Origin of the sequence: Geodermatophilus bullaregiensis (assembly GCF_016907675.1) — a bacterium.
Classification (GTDB): Bacteria; Actinomycetota; Actinomycetes; order Mycobacteriales; family Geodermatophilaceae; genus Geodermatophilus; species Geodermatophilus bullaregiensis.
In genome coordinates this window covers 5,121,258-5,143,176 of record NZ_JAFBCJ010000001.1, presented here as the reverse complement: position 1 = coordinate 5,143,176, position 21,919 = coordinate 5,121,258, and the positions used below count along the sequence as shown (strand labels likewise).

Sequence of the window (21,919 nt, the reverse complement as noted above, 5' to 3'; positions counted from 1 at the left end):
GACGTGACCTCGGTGACCCGCGCGTCGGTCGGACTGCGCTCCGAGCGCGGGCCCGTGCTCGGAGCGGTCATGCTCAGCACCGCGCTCATCGCGCTGGACAGCACGATCATCGCGACGGCCGTGCCGGCCGTCGTCGACGACCTCGGGGGCTTCAGCCAGTTCCCGTGGCTGTTCAGCGTGTACCTGCTGACGCAGGCGGTGACCGTCCCCGTCTACGGCAAGCTCTCCGACGTCTACGGGCGCAAGCCGGTGCTGCTGTTCGGCATCGCGGTGTTCGTCGCGGCGTCGCTGTTCTGCGGGCTGGCGTGGTCGATGCCGGCGCTGATCGTCGGACGTGCGCTGCAGGGCATCGGCGCCGGAGCGGTCCAGCCGATCGGCATGACCGTCATCGGCGACATCTACACGGTCGAGGAGCGGGCGAGGGTCCAGGGCTACCTGGCCTCGGTGTGGGGCGTGTCGTCGGTGCTCGGGCCGACGCTCGGTGGCGTCTTCAGCGACCACCTGTCCTGGCGCTGGATCTTCCTGGTCAACCTGCCCCTCGGCGCGGTGGCGCTGGTGGTGCTGTACCGCCGGTTCACCGAGCGGGTCGAGCGCCGCCGGCACCGCCTCGACGTCGCGGGCGCGGTGCTGCTGTCCGCCGGGTGTGCGCTGCTCATCCTCGGCCTCCTGGAGGGAGGCAACGCCTGGGCCTGGACGTCGGGCACCTCGATCGCCGTCCTGGGGACGGCGATCGTGCTGCTGGCGGCGTTCGGCCTCGTGGAGCGCCGGGCGGCGGAGCCGGTCCTGCCGACGTGGGTGCTGCGCCGCCGCATCCTCGTGACCGGCAACCTGGCCGCGCTGGGCCTCGGTGCCCTGCTCATCGGTCTGAGCTCCTACCTGCCGACGTGGGCGCAGGGTGTACTCGGCGCCAGCGCCCTCGAGGCCGGCTTCGCGCTGGCGGCGCTGACCCTGGGGTGGCCGATCGCGGCCAGCCTGGCCGGCCGGCTCTACCTGCGCATCGGCTTCCGCAACACCGCCCTCATCGGCGTCGTCCTCGCGGTGCTCGGGACGACGGCGACCGCGCTGCTGGGGTCGGACGCCCACCTCTGGCAGGTGGGCGCGGCGATGTTCGTCACCGGGGCCGGGCTGGGGCTGTCGTCCTCGCCGCTCATCGTCGCCGTGCAGTCCGTCGTCGGCTGGGACCGGCGCGGCGTCGTCACCGGCACCACCATGTTCGCCCGGTCGATCGGGTCGGCGGTCGGTGCCGCGGTGTTCGGCGCCATCGCGAACACCACGCTGGCCGGTCGCTTCGCGTCACCTCCGCCCGGCCTGGGGGGCGAGGTCCCCACCGACGTCGACGGCACGACCGCCGCGCTGTCCCAGGGCGGCGCGGTGGCCGAGTACGCGCGGGAGAGCCTGCACGCGGCGTCGCACGGCGTGTTCCTCGCGACGGCCGTCACCGCCGTCGTCATCGCGGTGGCCGTGGCGGCCATGCCGCGGCGCGCCGAGCGGCTGCGCTTCGACGACGACCCGGGCACGGACGCGGCCGGAGACGCCCACCGAGCCGAGGGCCGCGGGACCGGCCGAGGCGACGACGCCCGCCCCACCTCCACCGGTCACCTGCCGGACTGACCACCCCTGCCGGGACACCGACCGTGCGAGCGGTCCCCCACCCGGAGGCGGTCCGCGGGCGCCAGCGCCGGCCGCGCGACGACGGCGGGCGGACCAGCACCCCCGAGGTCCCGATGGCACCACGACCCGCCGGCCCGGGTCGCGGATCGGCCGGCGTCCCCGGCGGAGTTGGCCGTGGCCCGAGCCGGGTACTCCGCTCCTGTTCCGGCCGCCGGACCGGAGCAGTGGCTGACGAGCGCTGGCCCGTGGCCATCGCCCCCACCGGGAGGTTCCTGTGCCCCAGCAGCTGACCAACCTGACTCTGGACGACGCCCGCCGCATCGTCGCGGCCGGGGAGGCCCGCGCCGCGGAGATCGGGCAGCCGATGAACATCGCCGTCGTCGATGCCGGGGGCGACCTCGTCATGCACGTCCGGATGGACGGCGCCTGGCGCGGCAGTGTCGACATCGCCATCAACAAGGCCTTCACCGCCCGGGCGTTCGACACCACCACCGCCGAGCTCGCCGAGCTGGCGACGCCGGGGGGGCCGTTCTACGGCATCCAGGCGTCCAACAACGGCAAGGTCATGGTGTTCGCCGGTGGCGCCCCGGTGCGCGCCGACGGCGTCATCGTGGGCGCCGTCGGGGTGAGCGGTGGCACCGGTGAACAGGACACCACCGTCTGCGAGGCGGCCGCCGCCGGCCTCTGACGTCCACCGCACTCCACGGGCCCGGCGCCGGTCGGCGCGATCGGTGCCGGGCGCGGGGACCACGCACCCCCTGCCGCTGCGGTGACGGGGCACCACGGATCCTCCGTCGGCGGGGCCTCGGTCAGAGGCGGCTCGCCCGGCGCAGCGCGGCCAGGCCGTCGGGCGTGCCCGGCCAGTGCCGGTCGATCGCGTCCGCGCCGGCGCGACGGACCACCGAGCGCAACACCAGGGCGACCACGATCGCGTCGTCGGCGTGGCCGAGCACCGGCACGAAGTCGGGCACCAGGTCGATGGGTGAGGCCAGGTAGGCCAGCAACAGCCACAGCCGTACCCGGACGCCGCGCGGCAGCGTCCCGTCACCGGCCAGCCGGCGCACCAACCTGAGCACGTCGGGCAGCAGCCGCAGCAGCTCCCGCAGTCGCAGCTCGTCCGGGCAGGTCCACCACAACGCCGCCATCAGCACCAGCCAGCACAGCAGCAGGCCCCCCAGCACCCCGGCCAGCGTCCACGCCCAGTCCGGCATCCCGCCGCCACCTCCCCACTGCCCCGGCCCCTCCCCGGAGTCCCGGGTCTGCGAGGGACTCGGGACGGCGGCCCCCTGCAGGGTCCCGCCGCGAGCCTGCGAGCGGTGGGGGGCAGGCGGCCCCCTGCAGGGTCCCGCCGCGAGCCTGCGAGCGGTGGGGGGCAGGGGGTCCTTCTTCAGTCCAGCTCGACCGGGGCTCCACCGAACACGACGAGGCTGACCACCCAGTACGCGAGGTAGAGGACCAGCAGGGTGCAGCCGTGCCACCGCGCCAGCCGGCCGGTGGCGAGGAGGTACGCGGCGAGGGCGGTGAGGACGACGAGCGCAGGCAGGTGCCAGGTGAGCACGTCCGAGCCGACGACGATGCCACCGGCCAGGAGGGTGATGCCCAGCTTCCCGGTGACCGAGAAGACGACGCTCCCGATGACGTTGCCGACCCCGACCTCCGGCACGCCCTTGCGGAAGGCCTCCACGGTCAGGAAGAGGTCCTCGAGGGTCAGCACGGCAGTGACGATGGTGGCACCGAACACCGTGCCCTCGAGCCCGTAGGCGTCCAGGATCCCCTCGGTTCCGGCGCTGGTGGTCGCCGCACCGATGACGAGGCCGGCGAGGGCCAGCACCGCCAGTCCCAGATCGGCCCAGCCGGGCAGCCGGCGCGCCTCCGCGCACCGCACGTCGTCGAGGACCCGCTGCTCCAGCCCGGCGCCGGCCCGCGCTCCTCCGCCGTCCGGTCCCTGCTGCGCGCCGGCTCCCGACCTCCCGACGGCGGCTTCGCACACCTCCACGTCACGGAAGACCGGCACGCTCCTGCGGAACTCGCGGGTGGCGACGTAGGCCATGAACACGACGAACAGGCCGAGGAGCAACAGGCCGTCGGTGACGGTGAGCGGCGCGGTGAGCGTGAACCCGACCATCACCAGCGGTGCGACGGCGAACACGACGACGTAGTCGCGCGGGACGTCGACCCGGCTCGGCCGGAGGATCGCGGCGAGCGCGAGGACGACCCCGGTGAACGACAGCGCCGTTCCGAACACCAGGCCCAGCGCGACGCCGTTGAGGTCCTCGAGGTTCAGCGCGACACCGAGCGTGATGTCGTCGAACTCGACACCGGTGAAGACGACGGCGAGCAGGAACAGCGGGAGCCGCAGACCCTTCGCCGCCCCGACCAGGTGGTCGATGAGCTTCTCGGCGCTGACGATGAGCAGCGTCGCGCCAGCGACGAAGACGAGCACCGAGGTCACGGACGGTCCTCCTCGCGACGACCCGGTGGGCAGGGGCCTCGACGCGCGGTCACCGGCTGCGCCGGGTGACGGTCTGCGGCCGGGGGGTCAGCACCGCATCCCCCGGCCACGGCGCCTCGTTGGCGGCTCGCACCGCGTCGGCCACGACTCCGTGGTCGGGAGACAGGTGGCAGACCGGATCCGTGCGGGCGGCGTCGCCGGTGAGCTGGAACGCCTGACAGCGGCAGCCGCCGAAGTCGAGCTCGCGGCGCTCGCAGCTGCGGCAGGGGTCGGGCATCCACGCCGTTCCGCGGAAGCTCTGGAAGAGGGGTGACCGCTCCCAGATCCAGCCCAGGGAGTGCTCCCGCACGCTGGCCCGGGGAAGGGGGAGGGTCTGTGCGGTCGGGCACGGGAGGACGTCGCCGTTGGGCACCACGGTGAGCTGCCGCCGCCCCCAGCCGCCCATGCAGGGCTTGGGGTACCGCCCGTAGTGGTCGGGGAGGACGTAGATGACCTCCATCCGTCCCTCCAGGCGTTCGTGCGCCGCCCGCACCACGACCTCGGCGCGCTCGAGCTGGGCCCTGCTCGGCAGGAGCCCGTCGCGGTTGAGCAGACCCCAGCCGTAGTACTGCGTGTTGGCCAGCTCGATCCGGTCGGCCCCCAGCTCCTCGGCCAGCTCGAGGATGCCGGCGATCCGGTCGACGTTGTGCCGGTGGAGGACCACGTTGAGCGTGAGGGGCCACCCCAGCTCCTTCACCAGCCGCGAGGCCGCCACCTTGCGCTGGAACGACGGCGACCCGGCGAGGCGGTCGGAGAGGGTCGGCTCGTCGGCCTGGACGCTGATCTGCACGTGGTCGAGGCCCGCGGCGAGCAGCTGCTCCGCGCGGCGGGAGGAGAGGCCGAGCGCGCTGGTGATGAGGTTCGTGTAGAGGCCCAGCCCGGAGGCGCAGTGCACGATGTCGGGGAGGTCGCGGCGCAGGAGCGGCTCGCCGCCGGAGAGGTGCAGCTGCAGCACGCCCAGCTCCCGGGCCTCGGCCAGCACCCGCTGCCACTCCGCCGTGGTCAGCTCGTCGGCGTACGCGGCGAGGTCGAGCGGGTTGGAGCAGTACGAGCACTGCAGCGGACAGCCGTAGGTGAGCTCGGCCAGCAGCCCGAACGGCCTGTCCACGCCTGCGTCAGCCACGGCCGACCTCCGCGTGGTCGATCTCGACGCACCGTCGGGCGGCGAGGCGGTCGAGGAAGGCCCGCACCTCGTCGTCGACCACGCGGCCGTACCGTCGGCGCAGCTCCGCCCCGATCCCGGCCACCGTCCGGCGCCCGTCGCACAGGTCCAGGACGGCCGCGCCCGTGCCGTTCAGGACGGTGACCGCCTCGGGCGTCAGCAGCACGTGCTGCCCGCGTGCCGGGTCGAACGTCAGCCGGACGTGGCGGGCCAGACGGGGGCGGTCGGTCCCGCTACCGATCTGCACAGGCCCGGTCGATGGCATCGAGCACGCTCCACAGGACGTCGCACTTGAAGGACAGTGCCGCCGCGGCGGCTGCTTGCTGCTCGGGCGTCCGGCAGTGCTCCGTCACCACCTCCAGGGCGTGCTCGGAGTCGCGGGGCGCCTGGGTGAGGCGGCCCCGGAAGTAGGCCAGACCCTGACGGTCGATCCAGGTGTAGTGGCGTTCGAAGGCGGCCAGCCGTTCGGCCATCAGGTCCGGCGCGAACAGCTCGGTCAGGGAGGAGGCCACCGCCTCGACCCAGGGCCGGGTGCGGGCGAAGCCGACGTAGGCGTCGACGGCGAACCGCACCCCGGGGACGACGTGCCGCTCGTCCTCCATCTCCTCCCGGCTGAGCCCGACCGCGTCGCCCAGACGCAGCCACGCCTCGATGCCGCCCTCGCCCTCGGCCGTGCCGTCGTGGTCGACGATGCGCCGCAGCCAGCGGCGGCGGACCGCGCGGTCGGGGCAGTTGGCGAGGATGGCGGCGTCCTTGCGGGGGATGTTCTCCTGGTAGTAGAAGCGGTTGGCCACCCACATCCGGATCTCCCCGGGGCCCAGGCGCCCCGCGTTCATCCGCTCGTGGAAGGGGTGCCGGTCGTGGTAGCGCCGCGACTGCGCGCGCAGCGCTGCCACGAAGCCGTCGGTCGCCGTGTCCGTCAGGGTCACCGTGGGCCTCACAGCTGTAGTTCCAGCCCGTCCACGGCGACCTCCATGCCGTGCTGCTCCACGGTGCGCCGCTCGGGCGCGTCCTCGAGCAGGATCGGGTTGGTGTTGTTGACGTGGACGTAGACCGTGCGCCGGATGGGCAGCGGGGAGAGCTGCTCGAGGCTGCCCCCGGGCCCGCTGATCGGCAGGTGCCCCATCTCGCGTGCCGTCCTGCCTGCCAGGCCGAGCCGGATCAGCTCGTCGTCGGACCAGCAGGTCCCGTCGACGAGCAGGCACGAGCAGCCGTCAAGTTCGCCCAGCACCGCCGCGGTCAGCTCCTGCACCACCGGCAGGTGGACCAGCACCCGGCCGCTGCGCTCGTCGGTCAGGCGGTAGCCGACGACGCGCCCGCTCCGCCCGCCCGGGCCGAACCGCGCCCGCTTCGTCGTCGGGACGTCGAAGGCGCGGTAGGACAACCCGTCGGCCAGCGGCACGTCCGCCCCCGGCACGACCGGCCGCCACTCGACCGGGCAGTAGGCCTCGAGGGTCCGCAGCAGCGACGTCCCGTCGCACAGCGTGTCGCGGGTCGCCTCGGTGGCGTGCAGGACGAGGCCACCTCCCTCTCGGAGCAGCAGGAGCCCGAGCGTGTGGTCCAGCTCGGCGTCGGTGAGCAGGACGGCCTGCAGCGGGACCACCCGGGCACCGTCGGGACCGCTGGAGGGGTGCAGGGCGGGGAAGGACGCCATCTGGGCCTGGACGTCGGGTGAGGCGTTGAGCAGCAACCACCGCCGGCCGTCGGGGCTCACCGCGACCGACGACTGGGTCCGCGGGCGGGCGGGCCGGGACCCGTCGCGCACCGCGCGGCACGCCGGGCAGGCGCAGTTCCACTGCGGGAACCCGCCTCCCGCTGCCGAGCCCAGCACCCGCACCCACACGTCGATCGGTGTCCTCCCGGCCGTGCGCCGCGCAGCGGCGCCGCGTCGACGGGGAGGCGCCGGACCGCGTCGCCCGACGCCTCCCCGCCCGGTCCCGGACGTGTCCGTCTAGTCCCAGTCCTCCTGGACGCCCATGTAGGCGGTCGCCTCAGCGGACACCCGGATCTCCTCGAAGGAGGGGGTCTCCCACTCGTCTGCGCCGAGCGGGCAGACGTACTGCTCCTGGTCCATCGCCGTCACCTCCCTCCGGACGAGTCCTGGCCCTCGGGCAGCGAGAAGACGAACATCGCCTGTCCGTGCGGGCCGCCCATCATCCCGGGCAGGAACCCCTCGACCCAGGCGCCCCAGCCGACCGGGACGGCGATGTACTGCTTGCCGTCGACGCTGTAGGTGGTCGGGCTGCTGTGGTGGCCGCTGCCGCAGTTGAACTGCCACAGGAACTCGCCGCTGCGGGCGTCGAGGGCCACGAACGTCCCGGACGGCGTGCCGGCGAACACGAGGTCGCCCGCCGTGGCCAGCACCGAGGCACACATCGGCAGGTCGTTGCGCCAGCGCCAGACCTCCTCGCCGGTGGACGGGTCGAAGGCCGACACCGACCCCGCCATGTCCTCGGCGTCCACGGTGACCGCCGCGCCCCAGTAGGGGATGCTCTCCTTGAACTCCCGGCGCCGGCGGGCGACCTTCGCGCCGGTGTCCTGCACCGGGACGTAGAACAGTCCCGTCCTCGGGCTGTACGCCGCGTGGGTCCACTCCTTGGCCCCGGCCGGCCCGGGGTGGAAGTGGACCTCCTCCCCCTCCTGCTCGGGGTAGATCCGCGGCGTCACCTGACCGTCGGGGGTGATCTCCCCCCAGGTGATCCGGTCGACGAACGGGAAGATCCGCACCCGTTCACCGTTGGTGCGGTCCAGGACGAAGCAGTACCCGTTCTTGTCGAAGTGGGCCAGGAGCTTGCGCCCGTCCTGCTCGAACAGGATGCACTCCATGTTGCTGTCGTAGTCCCACAGGTCGTGCGGGGTGCACTGGTAGTGCCAGCGGATCTCGCCGGTGTCGGCGTCCACCGCGATCACGCTGTCGGTGTAGAGGTTGTCGCCCGGACGGACCTCGCCGTCGAAGTCGGGCGCCGGGTTGCCGGTCCCCCAGTACAGGAGGTTGGTCTCCGGGTCGAAGGTGCCGGTGATCCAGCCGTTGCCACCACCCCGCGCCCAGGCCTCGCCCTCGGCGGGCCAAGTCTCGGAACCCGGCTCACCAGGCTTCGGGATCGTGTAGCACCGCCAGACCCGCTCCCCGGTCTCCATGTCGTAGGCGTCGAGGTGGCCGCGGACCCCGAACTCCCCGCCGGAGCTGCCGACGACGACCCGGTCCTTCACCACCAGCGGGGCGACCGTGAGGCTCTCCCCGGCGCGCACGTCCCCGCTCGTTACGTCCCAGATGCACGAGCCGTCGGTGGCGTCGAGCGCGAGCACGTGGGCGTTGAGGGTGCAGACGAAGACCTTGCCGTTGGCCACCGCGACCCCACGGTTGACGTTTCCGCAGCACAGCGAGACGTCGAACGGGATCGCGTGCTTGTACTGCCACAGCAGCTGACCGTTCTTGGCGTCGAGCGCCCAGACCCAGCCGTCCCACCCGGAGACGTACATGACGCCGTCGACGACGATCGGGCAGGTCTCGAAGGCGTACGTCGACTGGCCCGCGTGCAGCCCGTGGGGCGAGAAGCTGAAGACCCAGGCCGGGGTGATGCGGACGACGTTCTCGGTGTTGATCTGGTCGAGCGGGCTGTACCGCTGTCCGTCGTAGGCCCCGTAGTAGGTGAGCCAGTTCTGCGGCTCGGAGCGGGCGTCGAGGATGCGTTCGTACGTGACGTCCTGGACCACCGGGGGCGCGGTCCCGGGGGCGGTGGTGAGAGACCCGAAGTCGACTGCCGGCGGGGCCTCTCCGTACTCGATGTCGGTCCTGTCCTGGATGCCTGTCATCGATCCAGTCCTGTCTACGGTCGGGGCTGCTGCGGGCGGTCGAGGCGCGCGGACTCCGGGACGTCGCCCCTCACGACGATCGCCCCGATCAGGCCGCGGCCCTCGTCGTTGCCGATGTTGGAGCTGAACCAGTAGTAACCAGGGCCGTCGAGGGTGACGGACATGGTCCCGCGCGAGTAGTTGGGCAGCCACATCCACTTGCTGTCACCGTTGCTCGGCACGAGCGCGCAGTGCGTGTTCTGGTCGTCGTTGACGAACTCGATGTCCAGGTGCCCCCCGTGGGGCAGGACCAGGACCGAGGGGTCCCAGATCAGCTGGTCGGGCACGATCCGGATCCGGGCGCGCATCCGGCCGTCGGCGCCCTCCTCGGCGTGTCCGATGTTCCCGGTGGCCAGCAGCCGACCGATCGTCGCCTGGTTCTGCCCGTCCAACCCGAGCTCGCTCAGCGCCGTGGAACGCTCCGGTGCGGTGCTCGTCATCGACCTCACCTCCTAGTTCGGTTCTCCTGTCGAAGCGGACTGACGGAATGCCTGCCGGTGCCTGCCAGGGTCACGGCCAGGCCCCCGGACGGCGGCCCGCCGCACCTCGTTCGGTCGGGACCTGGGTGGCCATGGCACCTCCTCCCCTCTCTGGCGGCTGGAGCCGCGCGGCGATCAGCCGGCGTCGGGCTTGAGGACGACCTTCGTGCAGCCGTCGACGCACTGGTCGGCCTTCCGGTAGGCCAGGGGCGCCTCGTCGAGTGGCAGCTCGTGGGACACCACGAAGCTGGGCGTGGCCCGGCCCTCGGTGATCAGGTCGCGCAGCTGCCGGTCGTAGCGCTTGACGTCCGCCCGCCCGGTGCCCACGCGCAGGCCCTTCTCGAACAGGGTGTCGATCGCGACGAGCAGCGTGCCGGCCTCGGCGTCCGCGACGACCCCGACCGGTTCCCAGTGCACGCACGGGCCGGGGACACCGAGCCCGCCGGTCGGCCGCACCGTCTGCACGAGCTGGTGGAGCACCGTCGCGGGCTCCTCGCCCTCGCCGGTCCGGGCGGTGATCGGGAAGCCGACGGCGTCCACGCCCTTGTCGGTGCCCTCACCGCCGGTCAGCTCCTTGATCTGCTGGGCCGGGTCCCCGGCGGAGGAGTCCACGGCGACGGCCCCGATGTCGCGCGCCTTGGCCAGTCGCTCGGGGACGCGGTCGACCACGAAGACGCGCGACGCGCCGCAGAGCAGGGCGCAGTACGCGGCCATCAGGCCGACCGGCCCGGCACCGAAGACCGCCACGGTCTCCCCCGGCGAGACGCCCGCGAGCTCGCAGCCGTGGTAGCCGCTCGGGAAGACGTCGGCGAGCAGCACGTAGTCGGACTCGTGCTGGGTGCCCGGTGGCAGCGGCAGGCAGTTGACGTCCGCGTACGGGACCCGCAGGTACTCCGCCTGGCCCCCGGCACACGGCCCCGCGGTGACGGAGCCGTACGCGCCTCTCGCCCGGCCCGACGGGTGGAGCGTGAGGCAGGCACCGGTGGAGCCGGCCCGGCAGTTCCTGCAGAAGCCGCAGGCCACGGCGAACGGCACCACGACGCGGTCGCCCTGCTCCACGGTGACGACGCCGGCGCCGACCTCCTCGACGATGCCGAGGTCCTCGTGGCCGAACACGGTGCCCGGCTGGGCGGCCGTCCGACCTCCGTAGACGTACAGGTCGGTTCCGCAGATGCAGGTCGACGTGATCCGCACGATCACGTCGTTCGGCTGCTCGATGTGGGGGTCGGGCACCTCCTGCACGGCGACCTGGAAGGGCTCCTGGTAGACCACCGCGCGCATGCCCTCCCCCCTCGGCTCGGCCCGCTCCCCGCCCTTGGAACACCGGCTCCCGGCGGCTAGCGTGCTGCTCCTCGACCGCGCCCCGAGCCTGGGACGCTCCCCCGCACAGTCCAAGGGGAACGGGATGAACGGCGCGAAAGGTCGGACGAACGGCGCACCACCCGCGACGAGTGGGGCGGCGCTCTCCGAGGAGAACCTCAAGCGGATCGCGGCGGCCCGGGAGCGCTTCACCGCGGGGGCGGACACCGTCCACGGGGTTCGGCCCGAGATCCTCATGTCCTGGTACCGGTGCCGGTCGGAGTACGAGGTCGACCCCGACCTGGAACGGGCACCCGTCGCGGCCGAGGGCGGGACCCACTCGATGGAGCACCACGTGGTGTTCGCCGAGCTGGGCGGCTCGGCGGCCTGCGCCGCCGGGGACGTGACCGGCGTGGACGCTGTCGTCACCGTGGCCGACTCCGACGGCCGCGTCCTGGCCTCCTGGGGGAGCAGACGGATGCTCCGCCTCGCCGCGGGGAGCAACCTCGCCGCCTGGTCCGCCTGGGCCGAGCGGACCAGCGGCACCAACGGCGTGGGCACCTCCCTGGAGAGCCAGCGTCCCGTCCTGGTCAGGGGCCCGGAGCACTGGTGCCGCACCTTCGACGCGTGGACGTGTGCCGGCGTCGCCGTCCGCGACGTCGTCACGCACGAGCCGCTCGCCGTGCTCAACGTGTCCTGCTGGAGGACGCCGCTGTCCGACGCCGTGCTGCCGTGGCTGAGCAGGGCCGCCGCGGCCACCGAGGCCAAGCTGCGGCAACGGGCGCGGCACACCGGCACGCTCCTGGCCGCCGCCTTCGCCGATGCCCGGGTGCCGTGCGCGACGCCGCTGGCCGCCGTGGACACCGCCGGCAAGGTCGTGCTCGCCAACAGCGGGGCCGCCGTCCTGATCGGTACGCCCGCGGACACCCCGGCGTACGCGCCGGCGCAGCGGTGGGCCCCGCAGGTCCCCGGGATGCCCGAGCTGGCCCGCAGGGTCACCGAGCGCGCCCGGCAGGACCCGTGCTGGAACGGGACGACACGGGTCTACGTGCCCTTCCTCGGCACCGCTCTCCCGGTCGCCGTCCGCCCGGTCCTCGACGGCACCCAGGTCATCGGCGCGCTGCTGGCCCTCGGGCCCGCCGACGGGTCCGACGCCGACTCGTCGGAGGTCGAACCGCCACCCGGCCGCCCCGGACCCTCCGTCCCGTGTCCCCGTTCGTCACCCCACCGGGTCGTCGCCCTGCGGGAGGACCGGTGGGTGCTGCTCGACCCGCGCGAGATCCGGTTCGCCGAGGCCGACCACAACAACGTCTGGCTCACCAGTGACCAGGGACGGCTCCTGGGCGCCGCCCGCGGCCTCGACCGCCTCGAGCAGGAGCTGGTGGACGAGGGGTTCCTGCGCGTCCACCGCCGGTTCCTCGTCAACCTCGGCCGCGTGCGGGAGGTCGAGCCGGGCTTCAAGGGGACGCTGTTCCTCGCCACGGACACCCGCGCCCGCGAGACCGTCCCGGTCTCCCGCCGGCACGCGCCGTCCGTCCGCCAGGTGCTCGGTCTGTAGGACACCCCGGGAGGTCCGTGATGCGCAGTGGTCCCGCCGCGGCACTCGCCACGGCCCGTGACCTGTTGCGCCACCACCCGCTCGTCGACGGTCACAACGACCTGCCGTGGGCCGTCCGCACGCGTTTCGGCCGGGACCTCGGCCGAGTGGACCTCGCGGCCCCCGTGCCACAGACGCACACCGACCTGCCGAGGCTGCGGCGCGGCGGGGTCGGTGCCCAGTTCTGGTCGGTCTACGTGCCCGGCACGCTGCAGGGTGACGCGGCGGTGGCCACCACCCTGGAACAGATCGACCTCGTCCACCAGATGGTCCACCGCCACCCGGACGACCTGGAGCTCGCGCTGAGCGCCGACGACGTGGAGCACGCCTTCTCCCGCGGCAGGATCGCCTCGCTGCTGGGCGCCGAGGGCGGCCATGCCATCGCGAACTCGACCGGTGTGCTGCGGATGCTCCACCGGCTCGGCGTCCGCTACATGACGCTGACGCACAACGTGAACGTCCCCTGGGCCGACTCGGCGACGGACGATCCCGTGGTCGGGGGGCTGAGCGCGTTCGGCCGGGAGGTGGTGGGCGAGATGCAGCGGCTCGGGATGCTGGTCGACCTGTCGCACGTGGCGGCCACCACGGCGCGTGACGTCCTGCAGATCGCGGAGGCCCCGGTCGTCTTCTCCCACTCGGGGGCTCGTGCGGTCTGCGACCACCCGCGCAACGTCCCCGACGACCTGCTCCGTCGGCTGGCTGCCAACGGAGGCGTCTGCATGGTGACGTTCGTCCCGGACTTCGTGTCGCCGCGGTGCCGCGCGTGGACGCTCGGGCTCCGGGCCGAGATGGAGCGCCGTGGGCTCGACCCGCGGGACGCCGGCCAGCGAGCCGCGACGGCGGCGGAGTACGTCGCCGACCGTCCCCGCCCGCGCGCGGTGCTCGCCGAGGTCGCCGACCACGTCGAGCACGTGCGGCGGGTGGCCGGCATCGACCACGTCGGCATCGGCGGGGACTACGACGGGACCGACGACGTCCCCGACGGCCTGGAGGACGTCGCCTGCTATCCCGCGCTGATCGCCGAGCTCCTCGACCGGGGGTGGAGCCAGGACGAGTGCGTGCGGCTGATCGGGGGGAACGTCCTGCGGGTGCTCCGTGAGGCCGAGGCCGGGTCGCGGTCCTCGTCCGCCCGGCGAGGCCCGTCCACGGCGAGCATCGCGGACCTCGACCACACCTGACCGGCTCCTGCCGTGCTCACCGCCGGGCAGGCGGCACCGTGACAGCGGCCGCCGCGGTCACGCTGCCGCCTCGAGCACCGCCACGAGCTCCTCCTCGGTGAGCCGCACGGGATTGCCCTGCATGCTGCTCGAGCGCGCGGCCTTCCCGGCGACCTCGGCGTACCGCGCCCGCGCCAGGCCCACCGCCCCCAGGGACGGCACGTCGAGCGCGGCGACCGTCGCGCGCAGCCACGCCACGGCGTCCCCGGCGGTGGCGTCCTCCCGGCCGGTCAGCAGCCGGGCGGCCTCGGCGTAGCGGCGCAGCCCCGGAGCGTCCGGCTCGCGCTCGTGCAGCGCCCGGAGGTTCGCCTCGACCACCGGCGCCAGCAGCGCGGCGCACACCGCGCCGTGCGGTGCGTCGACCGTCCCGCCCACGACGCCGGCGAGGCCGTGCACCGCCCCGAGCTTCGCGTTGGCCAGCGCGATGCCGCCGAAGAGGCTGCACAGCGCCATCTCCTCGCGGGCGACGCGGTCGTCCCCGTGCTCGTGGGCGCGCCGCAGCGCCCGCGCCCCGCGCCGCAGCCCCTCGGCCGCGACGGCGTCGGTCGCCGGGTTGGCCCGGGGCGAGACGTAGGGCTCCAGGCACTGGGTCAGCGCGTCCAGACCGCTGCTCGCGGTCACCGCGGGCGGGCAGCTCAGCGTGAGCAGCGGGTCCACCAGCGCGACGGCCGCGAGCAGGTGCGGGCTGCGGATGCTCGCCTTGACGCCGTGCTCCGGCGAGCCGAGCACGGCGTTGGCGGTCGCCTCCGCACCGGTGCCCGCGGTCGTCGGCACCGCGACGCACGGCGCGGCCGGCCGCCCGACGGGCACCCCGCGGCCCACGCCCTCCAGGTGGTCCAGCGGATCGGTGCCGTTGCCGAGCAGGACCGCGACCGCCTTGCCGAGGTCAAGGACGCTGCCGCCACCGATCGCGACGACGACGTCGGCGCCGGCGGCCCGCGCCTCGCCGGTCGCCGCACGCACGTCGTCCACCGTCGGCTCGCGCGCGACGCTCACGACGGCGACCGGGTCGACCCCGCCGAGGAGGTGGCGGTGGCGTGAGGGGTCCCGCCCCGTGCACAGCACGACCCGCCGGCCCAGGGCGGGCAGCAGCTCGGCGAGCTCGTCGGCCCGGCCCGGGCCGAACAGCACCCGCCGCGGGACGGCGAGGTCGAACGTGCTCACCGGCCGTCGTGCTCCAGCACCACCCGCCCGGGGACTAGTGGGACGCCGTCCCGCGGGCGGGGTGGGCCTTGCGCCGGTGCACCGTCAGGTTCACGACCAGCACGATCAGCGCGCCGACGGCGAGCCCGACGAGCGCGCTGGCGAACGTGTTGACCAGCCACCCCACGACCCCGCCGAGGGCTCCGGTGGCCTCGTGCGCCAGCTCCTCCAGGTGGTGCACGACGCCGTACACGGCGTGCAGCCCGAGCTCGTCGCTGCCGACCAGCAGGATGTGCCCGCCGACCCACAGCATCGCGGCGGTCCCGATCACCGTGAGGGCGGTCAGCAGCCGGGGCATGCCCTTGACCAGCCCACGGCCGAGCCCGGCCACGCCCTTGCGCGAGGACTGGGACAGCCGCAGCCCGGCGTCGTCCATCTTCACGATGAGCGCGACGACCCCGTACACCAGGATCGTGATGAGCAGCCCGACGACCGCGAGGATGATCGCCCGGGACCAGAAGGTCTCGGCGGCCACCTCGTTCAGCGAGATGACCATGATCTCCGCCGACAGGATGAAGTCGGTGCGGACGGCACCGGACACGATGGTGTCCTCGTCCGGTGCCGCCTGCTCACCCGCGGCGTGGTCGTCGTGGTGGCCGCTCAGCCGGTGCCAGACCTTCTCCGCGCCCTCGTAGCAGAGGTAGGCGCCGCCGATCATGAGGATCGGGGTGAGCAGCCAGGGCAGGAACTGGCTGAGCAGCAGGATGGCGGGCAGGATGACGAGCAGCTTGTTGCGCAGCGACCCGAGCGCGATGCGCCGGATGATCGGCACCTCGCGTTCGGCCGCCAGTCCGCGCACGTACTGCGGCGTCACGGCCGTGTCGTCGACGACGACGCCGGCGGCCTTCACGCCGGCCCGCCCGGCAGCGGCACCGACGTCGTCGATCGAGGCGGCTGCTGCGCGCGCCAGCAGCGCCACGTCGTCGAACAGTGCTACGAGTCCACCCGCCACCTTGACGTCCTCCTGATCGGTCGGCACCGGTGTGCCGTCAGAGTGATGGTGGTCCGTCCGGCCGCTCCGCGCGCGCTCACCGCCCCCGGCTCCGCCGATCAGGTCCCGTTCGGCCCCGGTCCGCCGCGGGCGACGGCGAGGTGGTGCGCCACGACCTCACCCAGGGACACCGCGTCGACGGCGACCGTGACGATCGTCGCGCCCTCGGCGGCGTGGCCGGCGGCCTCCTCGCCGCTGTAGGCGTGCACACCGACGGGCACCCCGGCGGCGCCGGCCCGGGCGACGATCGAGGACAGGACCCCGCGCAGCTCGGCCCGGCGGTCCTCGCCGGTCAGCCCGAGGGACAGCGAGAGGTCGCCGGGACCGACGTAGACCCCGTCCAGCCCCTCGACGGCGAGGACGGCGTCGAGGTCGGCCAGCGCGGTCGCGGCCTCCACCATCACGACCACCAGCGGCGCGTCGGCCCCGCCGGAGAGCCGCCCGATCGACCGGCTCCCGGCCGGGGCGTGGCGGCAGGCGGCGACGACCTCCCGGGCGTGGGCGGCGTCGCGCACGTTGGGCACGATGACGCCGCGGGCGCCCAGGTCGAGCGGGCGGCCGACGTCGGCGAAGGACGGGCTGCGCGTCCGGACGAGCGGCACCGAGCCCGCCGCGGTGATCGCCGCCGCGGTCCCCGGCAGCTCGGCCTCGGCCGTGGCGCCGTGCTGCAGGTCGACGACCACGAAGTCCGCGCCCGTGCGGGCCAGGACCTCGCCGGTCACCGCACCGGGCAGCAGGCTCCACAGGCCGTGGCACGGCTGCCCGGCCGACCACCGCGCCCGCAGGTCGCCCTCGCTGATCACCATCCCGGTCCCCCTCCCCCGCGCTCAGCCGGCCGTGCGCGGCAGCAGCGTCAGGCGGACCGTCTCCGGGAGCGCCCGCAGCGCGGCCAGCAGCTCCGGGGGCGGCGGCGCGCTGACGTCGGTCACCGCGTACCCCAGCTCGCCGCGGGTGGCCAGCACCTGCCCGTCCACGTTGAGGCCGTGCTCGCCGACCAGCGCGTCGGCGCGCGCGAGGACGCCGGGCACGTTGCGGTGCAGCAGCGCGAAGCGGGCCGCCGAGGACCCGTGCAGTGCGACCGCGGGCAGGTTGACGCTCAGCGTCGTCGTCCCGGAGCCGGTGAAGTCGACGAGCTTGCCGGCGACGAACCGCCCGATGTCGTGCTGGGCCTCCTGGGTCGAGCCCCCGACGTGCGGCGTGAGGATGACGTTGGGCAGCCCCCGCAGCACGGAGGTGAACGCGTCGCCCTGCTCCCTCGGCTCCTCGGGGAACACGTCGACGGCCGCGCCGGCGATGTGCCCGCTGAGCACGTGGTCGCGCAGCGCCTCGTGGTCGACGACGAACCCCCGGGACAGGTTGAGGAACAGGCTGCGCCGGCGCATCCGCGAGAACTGCTCGGCGCCGAACAGCCCCGCGTTGCCGGCCCGCCCGTCGACGTGCAGCGTGACGGTCTCGGCGGCCTCGAGCAGCTCCTCGAGGCTGCCGCAGGCCTGCGCGTTGCCCAGGGCGAGCTTGTCCTCCAGGTCGTAGAACAGCACCCGCATGCCCAGTGCCTCGGCCAGCACGGACAGCTGGCTGCCGATGTTGCCGTAGCCGACGATGCCCAGGGTCCGCCCGCGGATCTCGTGGCTGCCGGCCGCGGACTTGTCCCAGGTCCCGGCGTGCAGCGCGCGATCCCGGTCGACCAGCCGGCGGGCCAGGCAGATGATCTCCGCGATCGCCATCTCCACGACGCTGCGGGTGTTGGAGTAGGGGGCGTTGAACACCGCGACGCCGGCCGCGGCGGCGGCGGCGAGGTCGATCTGGTTGGTGCCGATGCAGAAGGCGCCGACCGCCGCGAGGCCGGGACTGCGGCGCAGCACCTCCGCGGTGACCAGGGTCTTCGACCGGATGCCCAGCAGGTCCACGCCGTCCAGGGCGGCGACGAGGTCGGCCTCGTCCAGGGCTCCGCGCAGCGACTCGGTCTGGTAGCCGGCCGAGCGGAGGACGTCGGCCGCCACCGGGTCGATGTTCTCCAGCAGCAGGGCTCGGGGCCGGTCCAACGACGTCCTCCTCGTGAGTGGGGCGACCGGCCGCGCGAGGTGGTCCCCGGGTCGTCGGCAGCCGGTCGACGGGGCGGCACGCTCGCGGGCCGTGCGGTGGTCCGATGATCGGCCATCGCCGTCCGGGGACCACAGTGCCCGGTCCGTCGTGCGCGCGCCCTCCGACGTGCCCGCTCGTCGTCCGGACGACGACCGCTCCCGGCTGCGGGCCGTGCGGGGGGACGACGGACGGGCGAGACTGGCACCGCAGCTGACCGGCCGGCGTGTGAGGAGCTGTCGATGATGACCGTGGTGACGACCACCCGGCTGCGTCCGGGCGGGGAGGACGAATGGGACGCGGCGGTGCGGGCCCGGTTCGAGTCGGCGCGCGACCGGCCGGGCTGGGTGTCGGGACAGCTGCTCACCCCGGCGGAGGAGACCGGCACCCGGGTCCTCGTCGGCACCTGGCAGAGCCGGGAGGACTGGGAGTCCTGGCACCACGACCCCGCCTTCCTCGAGCAGCGGTCGACGCTCGAGCGGCTCGAGGAGGAGCCGAGCCGGACGGAGTGGTTCGAGGTCGTCGCGGACGCGCGCCGCGGCTGACCGGCCCGGTCCGGCCCGTGCCGCGCGGGCCGTCCCGGGCCGGCGGGTGAGCGCCCGCCCCGGCCGGTCACCGGCCCGGACGCCGGCTCCGGGAGCGGCCGTGGCCTTCGCCGGCCTGAGCCGGCCGTTCGTGATCGCCCACCGCGGCGGGGCCCTGCAGGTCCCCGAGCACACGCTCGAGGGCTACCGGGTCGCGGTCGGCCAGGGCCTGCCGGTCATCGAGCAGGACGTGTCCGTGCTCGCCGACGGCGGCCTCGGGGTCATGCACGACGGGACCGTGGACCGCACCACCACCTCCACCGGCAACGTCGCCGACCACACGTCGGTGTCCTGGAAGCAGCTCGACATCGACGCCTCGGCCACCCTCGGCGGGGGCTGGCCCGACGGGCTGCGCCCGCCGCTGTTCGAGGAGGTGCTCACCGAGTTCGGCAACCGCGTCCTGCTGTGCGCCGAGGCCAAGAGCAGCGACGCGATGGGCCCGATGATCGACGCGCTCGAACGACGCGGTACCAGCCCGGCGTCGGTGCTGCTGCAGTCCTACGCGCTCGCCGACTGCCGGCTGGCGCGCTCGCGGGGGTGGGACGTCATCTGGCTCGGGAGCACCGACGTCGCCCGCGCCGCCGCGGAGGGCATCGGCTGGATCGGCCCGGAGGCGGGCAGCGTCACCGAGGCGGTCTGCGCGCGAGCGCACGCGGCCGGGGTCGAGGTGGCCTGCCACACGGTCAACCGGCGGCACCAGCGGGACACCCTCGTCGCCCACGGCGTGGACGCGATCTTCTCCGACGACCCGGTCTACGTCGCCGGGGACGCGGGACGCCGCACCTCCGACCTGTTCGCCCGTCAGGTCTGGCTGCCCGGGATGCTGCCCGACACCGGCCGCGGCCGGTTCCACCCGGACGACTCCTCGTGGGGCTGCGACGTCTCCGATCCCGCCACCTCCACGCTCATGGGCTTCCTCGCACCGCCGGACCCGGCGGCGTTCACGCTGCACCTCGACCTCCGCGTGGACGAGGTCCGCGGCGACGGCCGCTCGAGCTTCGGGTGGGTCCTCCTGAGCACCGACGACCACCCGTACCGGCCGTCCCGTCCCTCGCCCGGCGCCGACGGCTACCTGTTCCTCCTGCGGGCGGACGGCGCCCTCGAGGTCCGCCGGGTGACCGACGGGGTGGGCGGCACGCTCGTGTCCTCGGCGGGGGGGACGGCGCTGCGGACGGGCGCCTACGTCCCGCTCCGGATCGGCGTCACCCGCTCGAGCCTCCTGTTCGCCCGCGCGGACACCGTCGGCGCGACCGTGACCGTCGCGGACGCCACCCACCGACCCGTGCCCGTCGTCCACCTCGGCAGCGCGTCGGCCGGGGTCCGCTTCAGGAACCTGGTGCTCGCATGACCGACCCACGCGAACTCCCGGGCCACGGCCCGGCCGACCCCGACGGCTACCTCATCGAGGAGGTCCCGGAGGGCTACCGGTGGACGTGCCGCGCCGACGGCCGCACCGCGGGGCCGTTCCCCAGCCGCGACGAGGCCGTCGTCTCCGCCGAGGCCGACGGCACCGCCTGACGACGTCCTGCTCCGTGGTGGTCGGAGGCCCCTCGCCGGGGCCTCCCAGGGCGTCGTGCGCGTCGGGACCCGCGGTGCCGCACCGGCCGGCGGGTCACGGTCCTGGAGCGGTCGTCCCCCCCGCAACACCGTCCAGCGTCGGCGGACCCGCGGCCGGGACCCGGGCGGTCACCCCGGCGACCACGGCCCACAGGCAGGTGAGGACGTGGAGGACGGCCAGGACCCACCGGCCCTCGGCCGCCGAGAGGCTGGCGTTCGCCAGGAACACGGCTCCGGCGCTCCACCAGAAGACGGGCCGGTCGACGGCCCGGCCGAGGGGGGAGGCGGGACGACGCTCCCACCTCCCCCGCACCTGCAACGGCTCGGCCATCACAGCTGGCTGCAGACGCCGACGTACGTCCAGTCGTACCGTCCGCCGCACGTGGCGCCGTAGTCCTCGTAGGCCGACCCCGGCGGGGACACGTACCACAGGGCGTCGCAGCTGGCCCCGTATCCCTCGGCGCACTCCACCGCGAGCAGGTCGAGCAGGGCCGTGCAGGCTCCGGCGTCCCCACCCTCGCAGTCGTCGATCAGGGTGGAGGCCTCCTCGTTCATGGAGTCCTCCTCGAACCCGTTCGGCAGGTCGTCGGGGTCGGCCTGGCCGGAGCCCTCGGGCACGGGTCCGGCCCCTTCGGTGGTGCTCGGGAGGGCCGAGGGCGGACTGCCTCCTGTCGAGGAGCCGTCGCCCTGGCTGAGGTAGATGCCGACGGCACCGGTGACCGCCGTGATGAGGCCGGCCAGGGCCGTCAGGACACCGGGGAGGGTGGTGAAGAAGCTCCCGTGCGGAGGCGTCCCGCCGGGGGTCGACGGGTCCTGGACCGGCTGCGGGGCTGAGGCCACCCCGAGGGAGGGGGCGGCGCGCCGTAGGTCATGGCGATCCTCCTGTCAGGGGACCGGAGGTGCCCGGGCAGCCGCGCCCGGGGAGGCCACGCGGTCCCGGACGGGCCTCGCCAGGACGGAGCCCCACCCGCTGCCTCCTGATACCGCCGCAGGACGGCGACCCCGGACCCCGTCTCCCCGCCGGCTGCGGGACCGGGGGCTCCTCCGCCACCGGGTGCGGGGACGACGGGCGCGCAGCGGGCCAGGATCTCGACCTGGGTCAGGTGGAAGACGGCCTCCTCCTGGTTGCCCACCGCGGGCACCAGCAGGCGGAGACCGTCGCGCACCCGCGGGAGCGCGTCGCGTCCGTCAGCGAGCCGAGGTCGTCGTGTCCCAGGCGGGCGTCGACCTCCTCCGCGGAGGCGAGTGCCCGTGCCGCCGGCGGGGTGCGGGGCGGGCGCATGACGGCTCCTCGGGAGGTGCGAGGGCCGCGGACGACCACGGGGACCGCCGGCGCGACCGCTTCGGCGGGTGGATCGGTGCTCCACCGACCCGGAGCCCCGGGGCCCGGCCGCTGGTACGCACGGTGCACAGGCGGGCAGCAGCGGTCGACCAGGAGGGTCCGACCCACCACGAGGTCAGGCGTGCGCGGGCCCCTCGGTGGGCGACACGACCTCGCCCCGGTCCCCGCGGTCAGTCCTCCTGCTGGGCGGCCGCCCGCCGCTCCGCGCCAGTCTCCTCCGCGTAGCCGACGTCCTGGCCGGCCACGCGGCCGACGAAGGTCTCCGCCTCGCCCGTACCGGTCGTGCCGTCCGCGTCAGGGCCCGCGCCGGCTCCGCCACCGGTGGCCCGCGACAGCGCCTGTGCGTCGTCGCGCTCGACGTCGTCCTCTCCCGGACGTGGGTCGGACTGCATGGCTCGTCCTCCGTGTCCCCCGGCGACGCCGGGCAGTGATCGGGGCGAGCCGGACATGCCCGG

At 74.4% G+C, this 21,919-nt stretch carries 24 protein-coding genes; 7 read left to right on the top strand and 17 right to left on the bottom strand.

Annotated elements, in window-relative coordinates; all coding sequences use genetic code 11:
• Positions 1-69 precede the first annotated feature (69 nt).
• Positions 70-1,611, top strand: a complete 1,542-nt coding sequence (locus tag JOD57_RS24655; RefSeq protein ID WP_239568789.1) for an MDR family MFS transporter — start codon at positions 70-72, stop codon at positions 1,609-1,611.
• A gap of 274 nt (positions 1,612-1,885) precedes the next feature.
• Positions 1,886-2,299 carry a GlcG/HbpS family heme-binding protein gene (locus tag JOD57_RS24650; RefSeq protein ID WP_204694438.1) on the top strand — a complete coding sequence of 138 codons (414 nt, stop codon included), beginning with the start codon at positions 1,886-1,888 and terminating at the stop codon, positions 2,297-2,299.
• 121 nt (positions 2,300-2,420) lie between these two features.
• Here JOD57_RS24650 and JOD57_RS24645 read toward each other — a convergent pair whose 3' ends face one another.
• The 10 genes from JOD57_RS24645 to JOD57_RS24600 form a co-directional block, all read right to left on the bottom strand.
• On the bottom strand, positions 2,421-2,822 hold the full coding sequence (locus JOD57_RS24645) for a YkvA family protein (RefSeq protein WP_204694437.1): 402 nt from the start codon (positions 2,820-2,822) through the stop codon (positions 2,421-2,423).
• Between the two features lie 176 nt (positions 2,823-2,998).
• A complete protein-coding gene (locus JOD57_RS24640) occupies positions 2,999-4,063 on the bottom strand; it encodes a sodium:calcium antiporter (RefSeq protein ID WP_204694436.1) in 1,065 nt (354 codons plus the stop codon).
• 49 nt (positions 4,064-4,112) lie between these two features.
• Positions 4,113-5,225 carry a pyrroloquinoline quinone biosynthesis protein PqqE gene (gene pqqE / locus JOD57_RS24635; protein ID WP_204694435.1) on the bottom strand — a complete coding sequence of 371 codons (1,113 nt, stop codon included), beginning with the start codon at positions 5,223-5,225 and terminating at the stop codon, positions 4,113-4,115.
• Complete coding sequence (gene pqqD, locus JOD57_RS24630) at positions 5,218-5,511, bottom strand: pyrroloquinoline quinone biosynthesis peptide chaperone PqqD (RefSeq protein ID WP_307824922.1); 294 nt, start codon at positions 5,509-5,511, stop codon at positions 5,218-5,220. Before pqqD ends, pqqE begins: the two co-directional genes overlap by 8 nt.
• Positions 5,498-6,193: a pyrroloquinoline-quinone synthase PqqC gene (gene pqqC, locus JOD57_RS24625; RefSeq protein WP_204694433.1), complete on the bottom strand. Its 696-nt coding sequence runs from the start codon at positions 6,191-6,193 to the stop codon at positions 5,498-5,500. The genes pqqD and pqqC overlap by 14 nt, the downstream gene beginning before the upstream one ends.
• Before the next feature lie 8 nt (positions 6,194-6,201).
• On the bottom strand, positions 6,202-7,107 hold the full coding sequence (pqqB, locus tag JOD57_RS24620) for a pyrroloquinoline quinone biosynthesis protein PqqB (RefSeq protein ID WP_204694432.1): 906 nt from the start codon (positions 7,105-7,107) through the stop codon (positions 6,202-6,204).
• A gap of 108 nt (positions 7,108-7,215) precedes the next feature.
• Complete coding sequence (gene pqqA, locus JOD57_RS24615) at positions 7,216-7,338, bottom strand: pyrroloquinoline quinone precursor peptide PqqA (protein WP_204694431.1); 123 nt, start codon at positions 7,336-7,338, stop codon at positions 7,216-7,218.
• Positions 7,339-7,343: 5 nt separating this feature from the next.
• Complete coding sequence (locus tag JOD57_RS24610; protein ID WP_204694430.1) at positions 7,344-9,077, bottom strand: PQQ-dependent dehydrogenase, methanol/ethanol family; 1,734 nt, start codon at positions 9,075-9,077, stop codon at positions 7,344-7,346.
• Between the two features lie 14 nt (positions 9,078-9,091).
• Complete coding sequence (locus JOD57_RS24605) at positions 9,092-9,556, bottom strand: MSMEG_3727 family PQQ-associated protein (RefSeq protein ID WP_204694429.1); 465 nt, start codon at positions 9,554-9,556, stop codon at positions 9,092-9,094.
• Positions 9,557-9,730: 174 nt separating this feature from the next.
• Positions 9,731-10,876, bottom strand: coding sequence for a glutathione-independent formaldehyde dehydrogenase (locus JOD57_RS24600; RefSeq protein ID WP_204694428.1), 1,146 nt, complete (start codon positions 10,874-10,876; stop codon positions 9,731-9,733).
• Between the two features lie 124 nt (positions 10,877-11,000).
• Here JOD57_RS24600 and JOD57_RS24595 point away from each other — a divergent pair, with 124 nt between their 5' ends.
• Positions 11,001-12,452 carry a DNA-binding protein gene (locus tag JOD57_RS24595; RefSeq protein WP_204694427.1) on the top strand — a complete coding sequence of 484 codons (1,452 nt, stop codon included), beginning with the start codon at positions 11,001-11,003 and terminating at the stop codon, positions 12,450-12,452.
• Between the two features lie 20 nt (positions 12,453-12,472).
• Complete coding sequence (locus JOD57_RS24590) at positions 12,473-13,669, top strand: dipeptidase (protein WP_204694426.1); 1,197 nt, start codon at positions 12,473-12,475, stop codon at positions 13,667-13,669.
• A 57-nt stretch (positions 13,670-13,726) separates the two neighbouring features.
• Here the strand turns inward: JOD57_RS24590 and JOD57_RS24585 are convergent, their stop codons facing one another.
• From JOD57_RS24585 to serA, 4 genes are all read right to left on the bottom strand, one after another.
• The gene (locus JOD57_RS24585; RefSeq protein ID WP_204694425.1) at positions 13,727-14,872 is read right to left on the bottom strand and encodes an iron-containing alcohol dehydrogenase; all 1,146 of its coding nucleotides are present in this window, start codon (positions 14,870-14,872) and stop codon (positions 13,727-13,729) included.
• Positions 14,873-14,906: 34 nt separating this feature from the next.
• Positions 14,907-15,890: a DUF808 domain-containing protein gene (locus JOD57_RS24580; RefSeq protein ID WP_307824921.1), complete on the bottom strand. Its 984-nt coding sequence runs from the start codon at positions 15,888-15,890 to the stop codon at positions 14,907-14,909.
• Between the two features lie 71 nt (positions 15,891-15,961).
• Positions 15,962-16,708, bottom strand: a complete 747-nt coding sequence (locus tag JOD57_RS24575; RefSeq protein WP_204694424.1) for an HpcH/HpaI aldolase family protein — start codon at positions 16,706-16,708, stop codon at positions 15,962-15,964.
• A gap of 21 nt (positions 16,709-16,729) precedes the next feature.
• On the bottom strand, positions 16,730-17,944 hold the full coding sequence (serA, locus tag JOD57_RS24570) for a phosphoglycerate dehydrogenase (RefSeq protein WP_204694423.1): 1,215 nt from the start codon (positions 17,942-17,944) through the stop codon (positions 16,730-16,732).
• 279 nt (positions 17,945-18,223) lie between these two features.
• Here serA and JOD57_RS24565 point away from each other — a divergent pair, with 279 nt between their 5' ends.
• The 3 genes from JOD57_RS24565 to JOD57_RS24555 all read left to right on the top strand — a co-directional run bounded on the left by JOD57_RS24565 (position 18,224) and on the right by JOD57_RS24555 (position 20,083).
• Positions 18,224-18,526, top strand: coding sequence for an antibiotic biosynthesis monooxygenase family protein (locus JOD57_RS24565; RefSeq protein ID WP_204694422.1), 303 nt, complete (start codon positions 18,224-18,226; stop codon positions 18,524-18,526).
• Between the two features lie 100 nt (positions 18,527-18,626).
• Positions 18,627-19,913, top strand: coding sequence for a glycerophosphodiester phosphodiesterase (locus JOD57_RS24560; RefSeq protein ID WP_204694421.1), 1,287 nt, complete (start codon positions 18,627-18,629; stop codon positions 19,911-19,913).
• Positions 19,910-20,083 (top strand): hypothetical protein, encoded by a 174-nt coding sequence (locus JOD57_RS24555; protein ID WP_204694420.1) that lies wholly within the window; start codon positions 19,910-19,912, stop codon positions 20,081-20,083. The genes JOD57_RS24560 and JOD57_RS24555 overlap by 4 nt, the downstream gene beginning before the upstream one ends.
• Before the next feature lie 94 nt (positions 20,084-20,177).
• On the opposite strand, the gene JOD57_RS24550 is transcribed toward JOD57_RS24555, so the two are convergent.
• The 3 genes from JOD57_RS24550 to JOD57_RS24540 all read right to left on the bottom strand — a co-directional run bounded on the left by JOD57_RS24550 (position 20,178) and on the right by JOD57_RS24540 (position 21,856).
• Positions 20,178-20,453: a hypothetical protein gene (locus JOD57_RS24550; RefSeq protein ID WP_204694419.1), complete on the bottom strand. Its 276-nt coding sequence runs from the start codon at positions 20,451-20,453 to the stop codon at positions 20,178-20,180.
• Entirely contained in the window at positions 20,453-20,962 is a 510-nt protein-coding gene (locus JOD57_RS24545; RefSeq protein ID WP_204694418.1) for a hypothetical protein, read from the bottom strand. The genes JOD57_RS24550 and JOD57_RS24545 overlap by 1 nt, the downstream gene beginning before the upstream one ends.
• A 672-nt stretch (positions 20,963-21,634) precedes the next feature.
• Positions 21,635-21,856, bottom strand: coding sequence for a hypothetical protein (locus JOD57_RS24540; RefSeq protein WP_204694417.1), 222 nt, complete (start codon positions 21,854-21,856; stop codon positions 21,635-21,637).
• Positions 21,857-21,919: the final 63 nt, after the last annotated feature.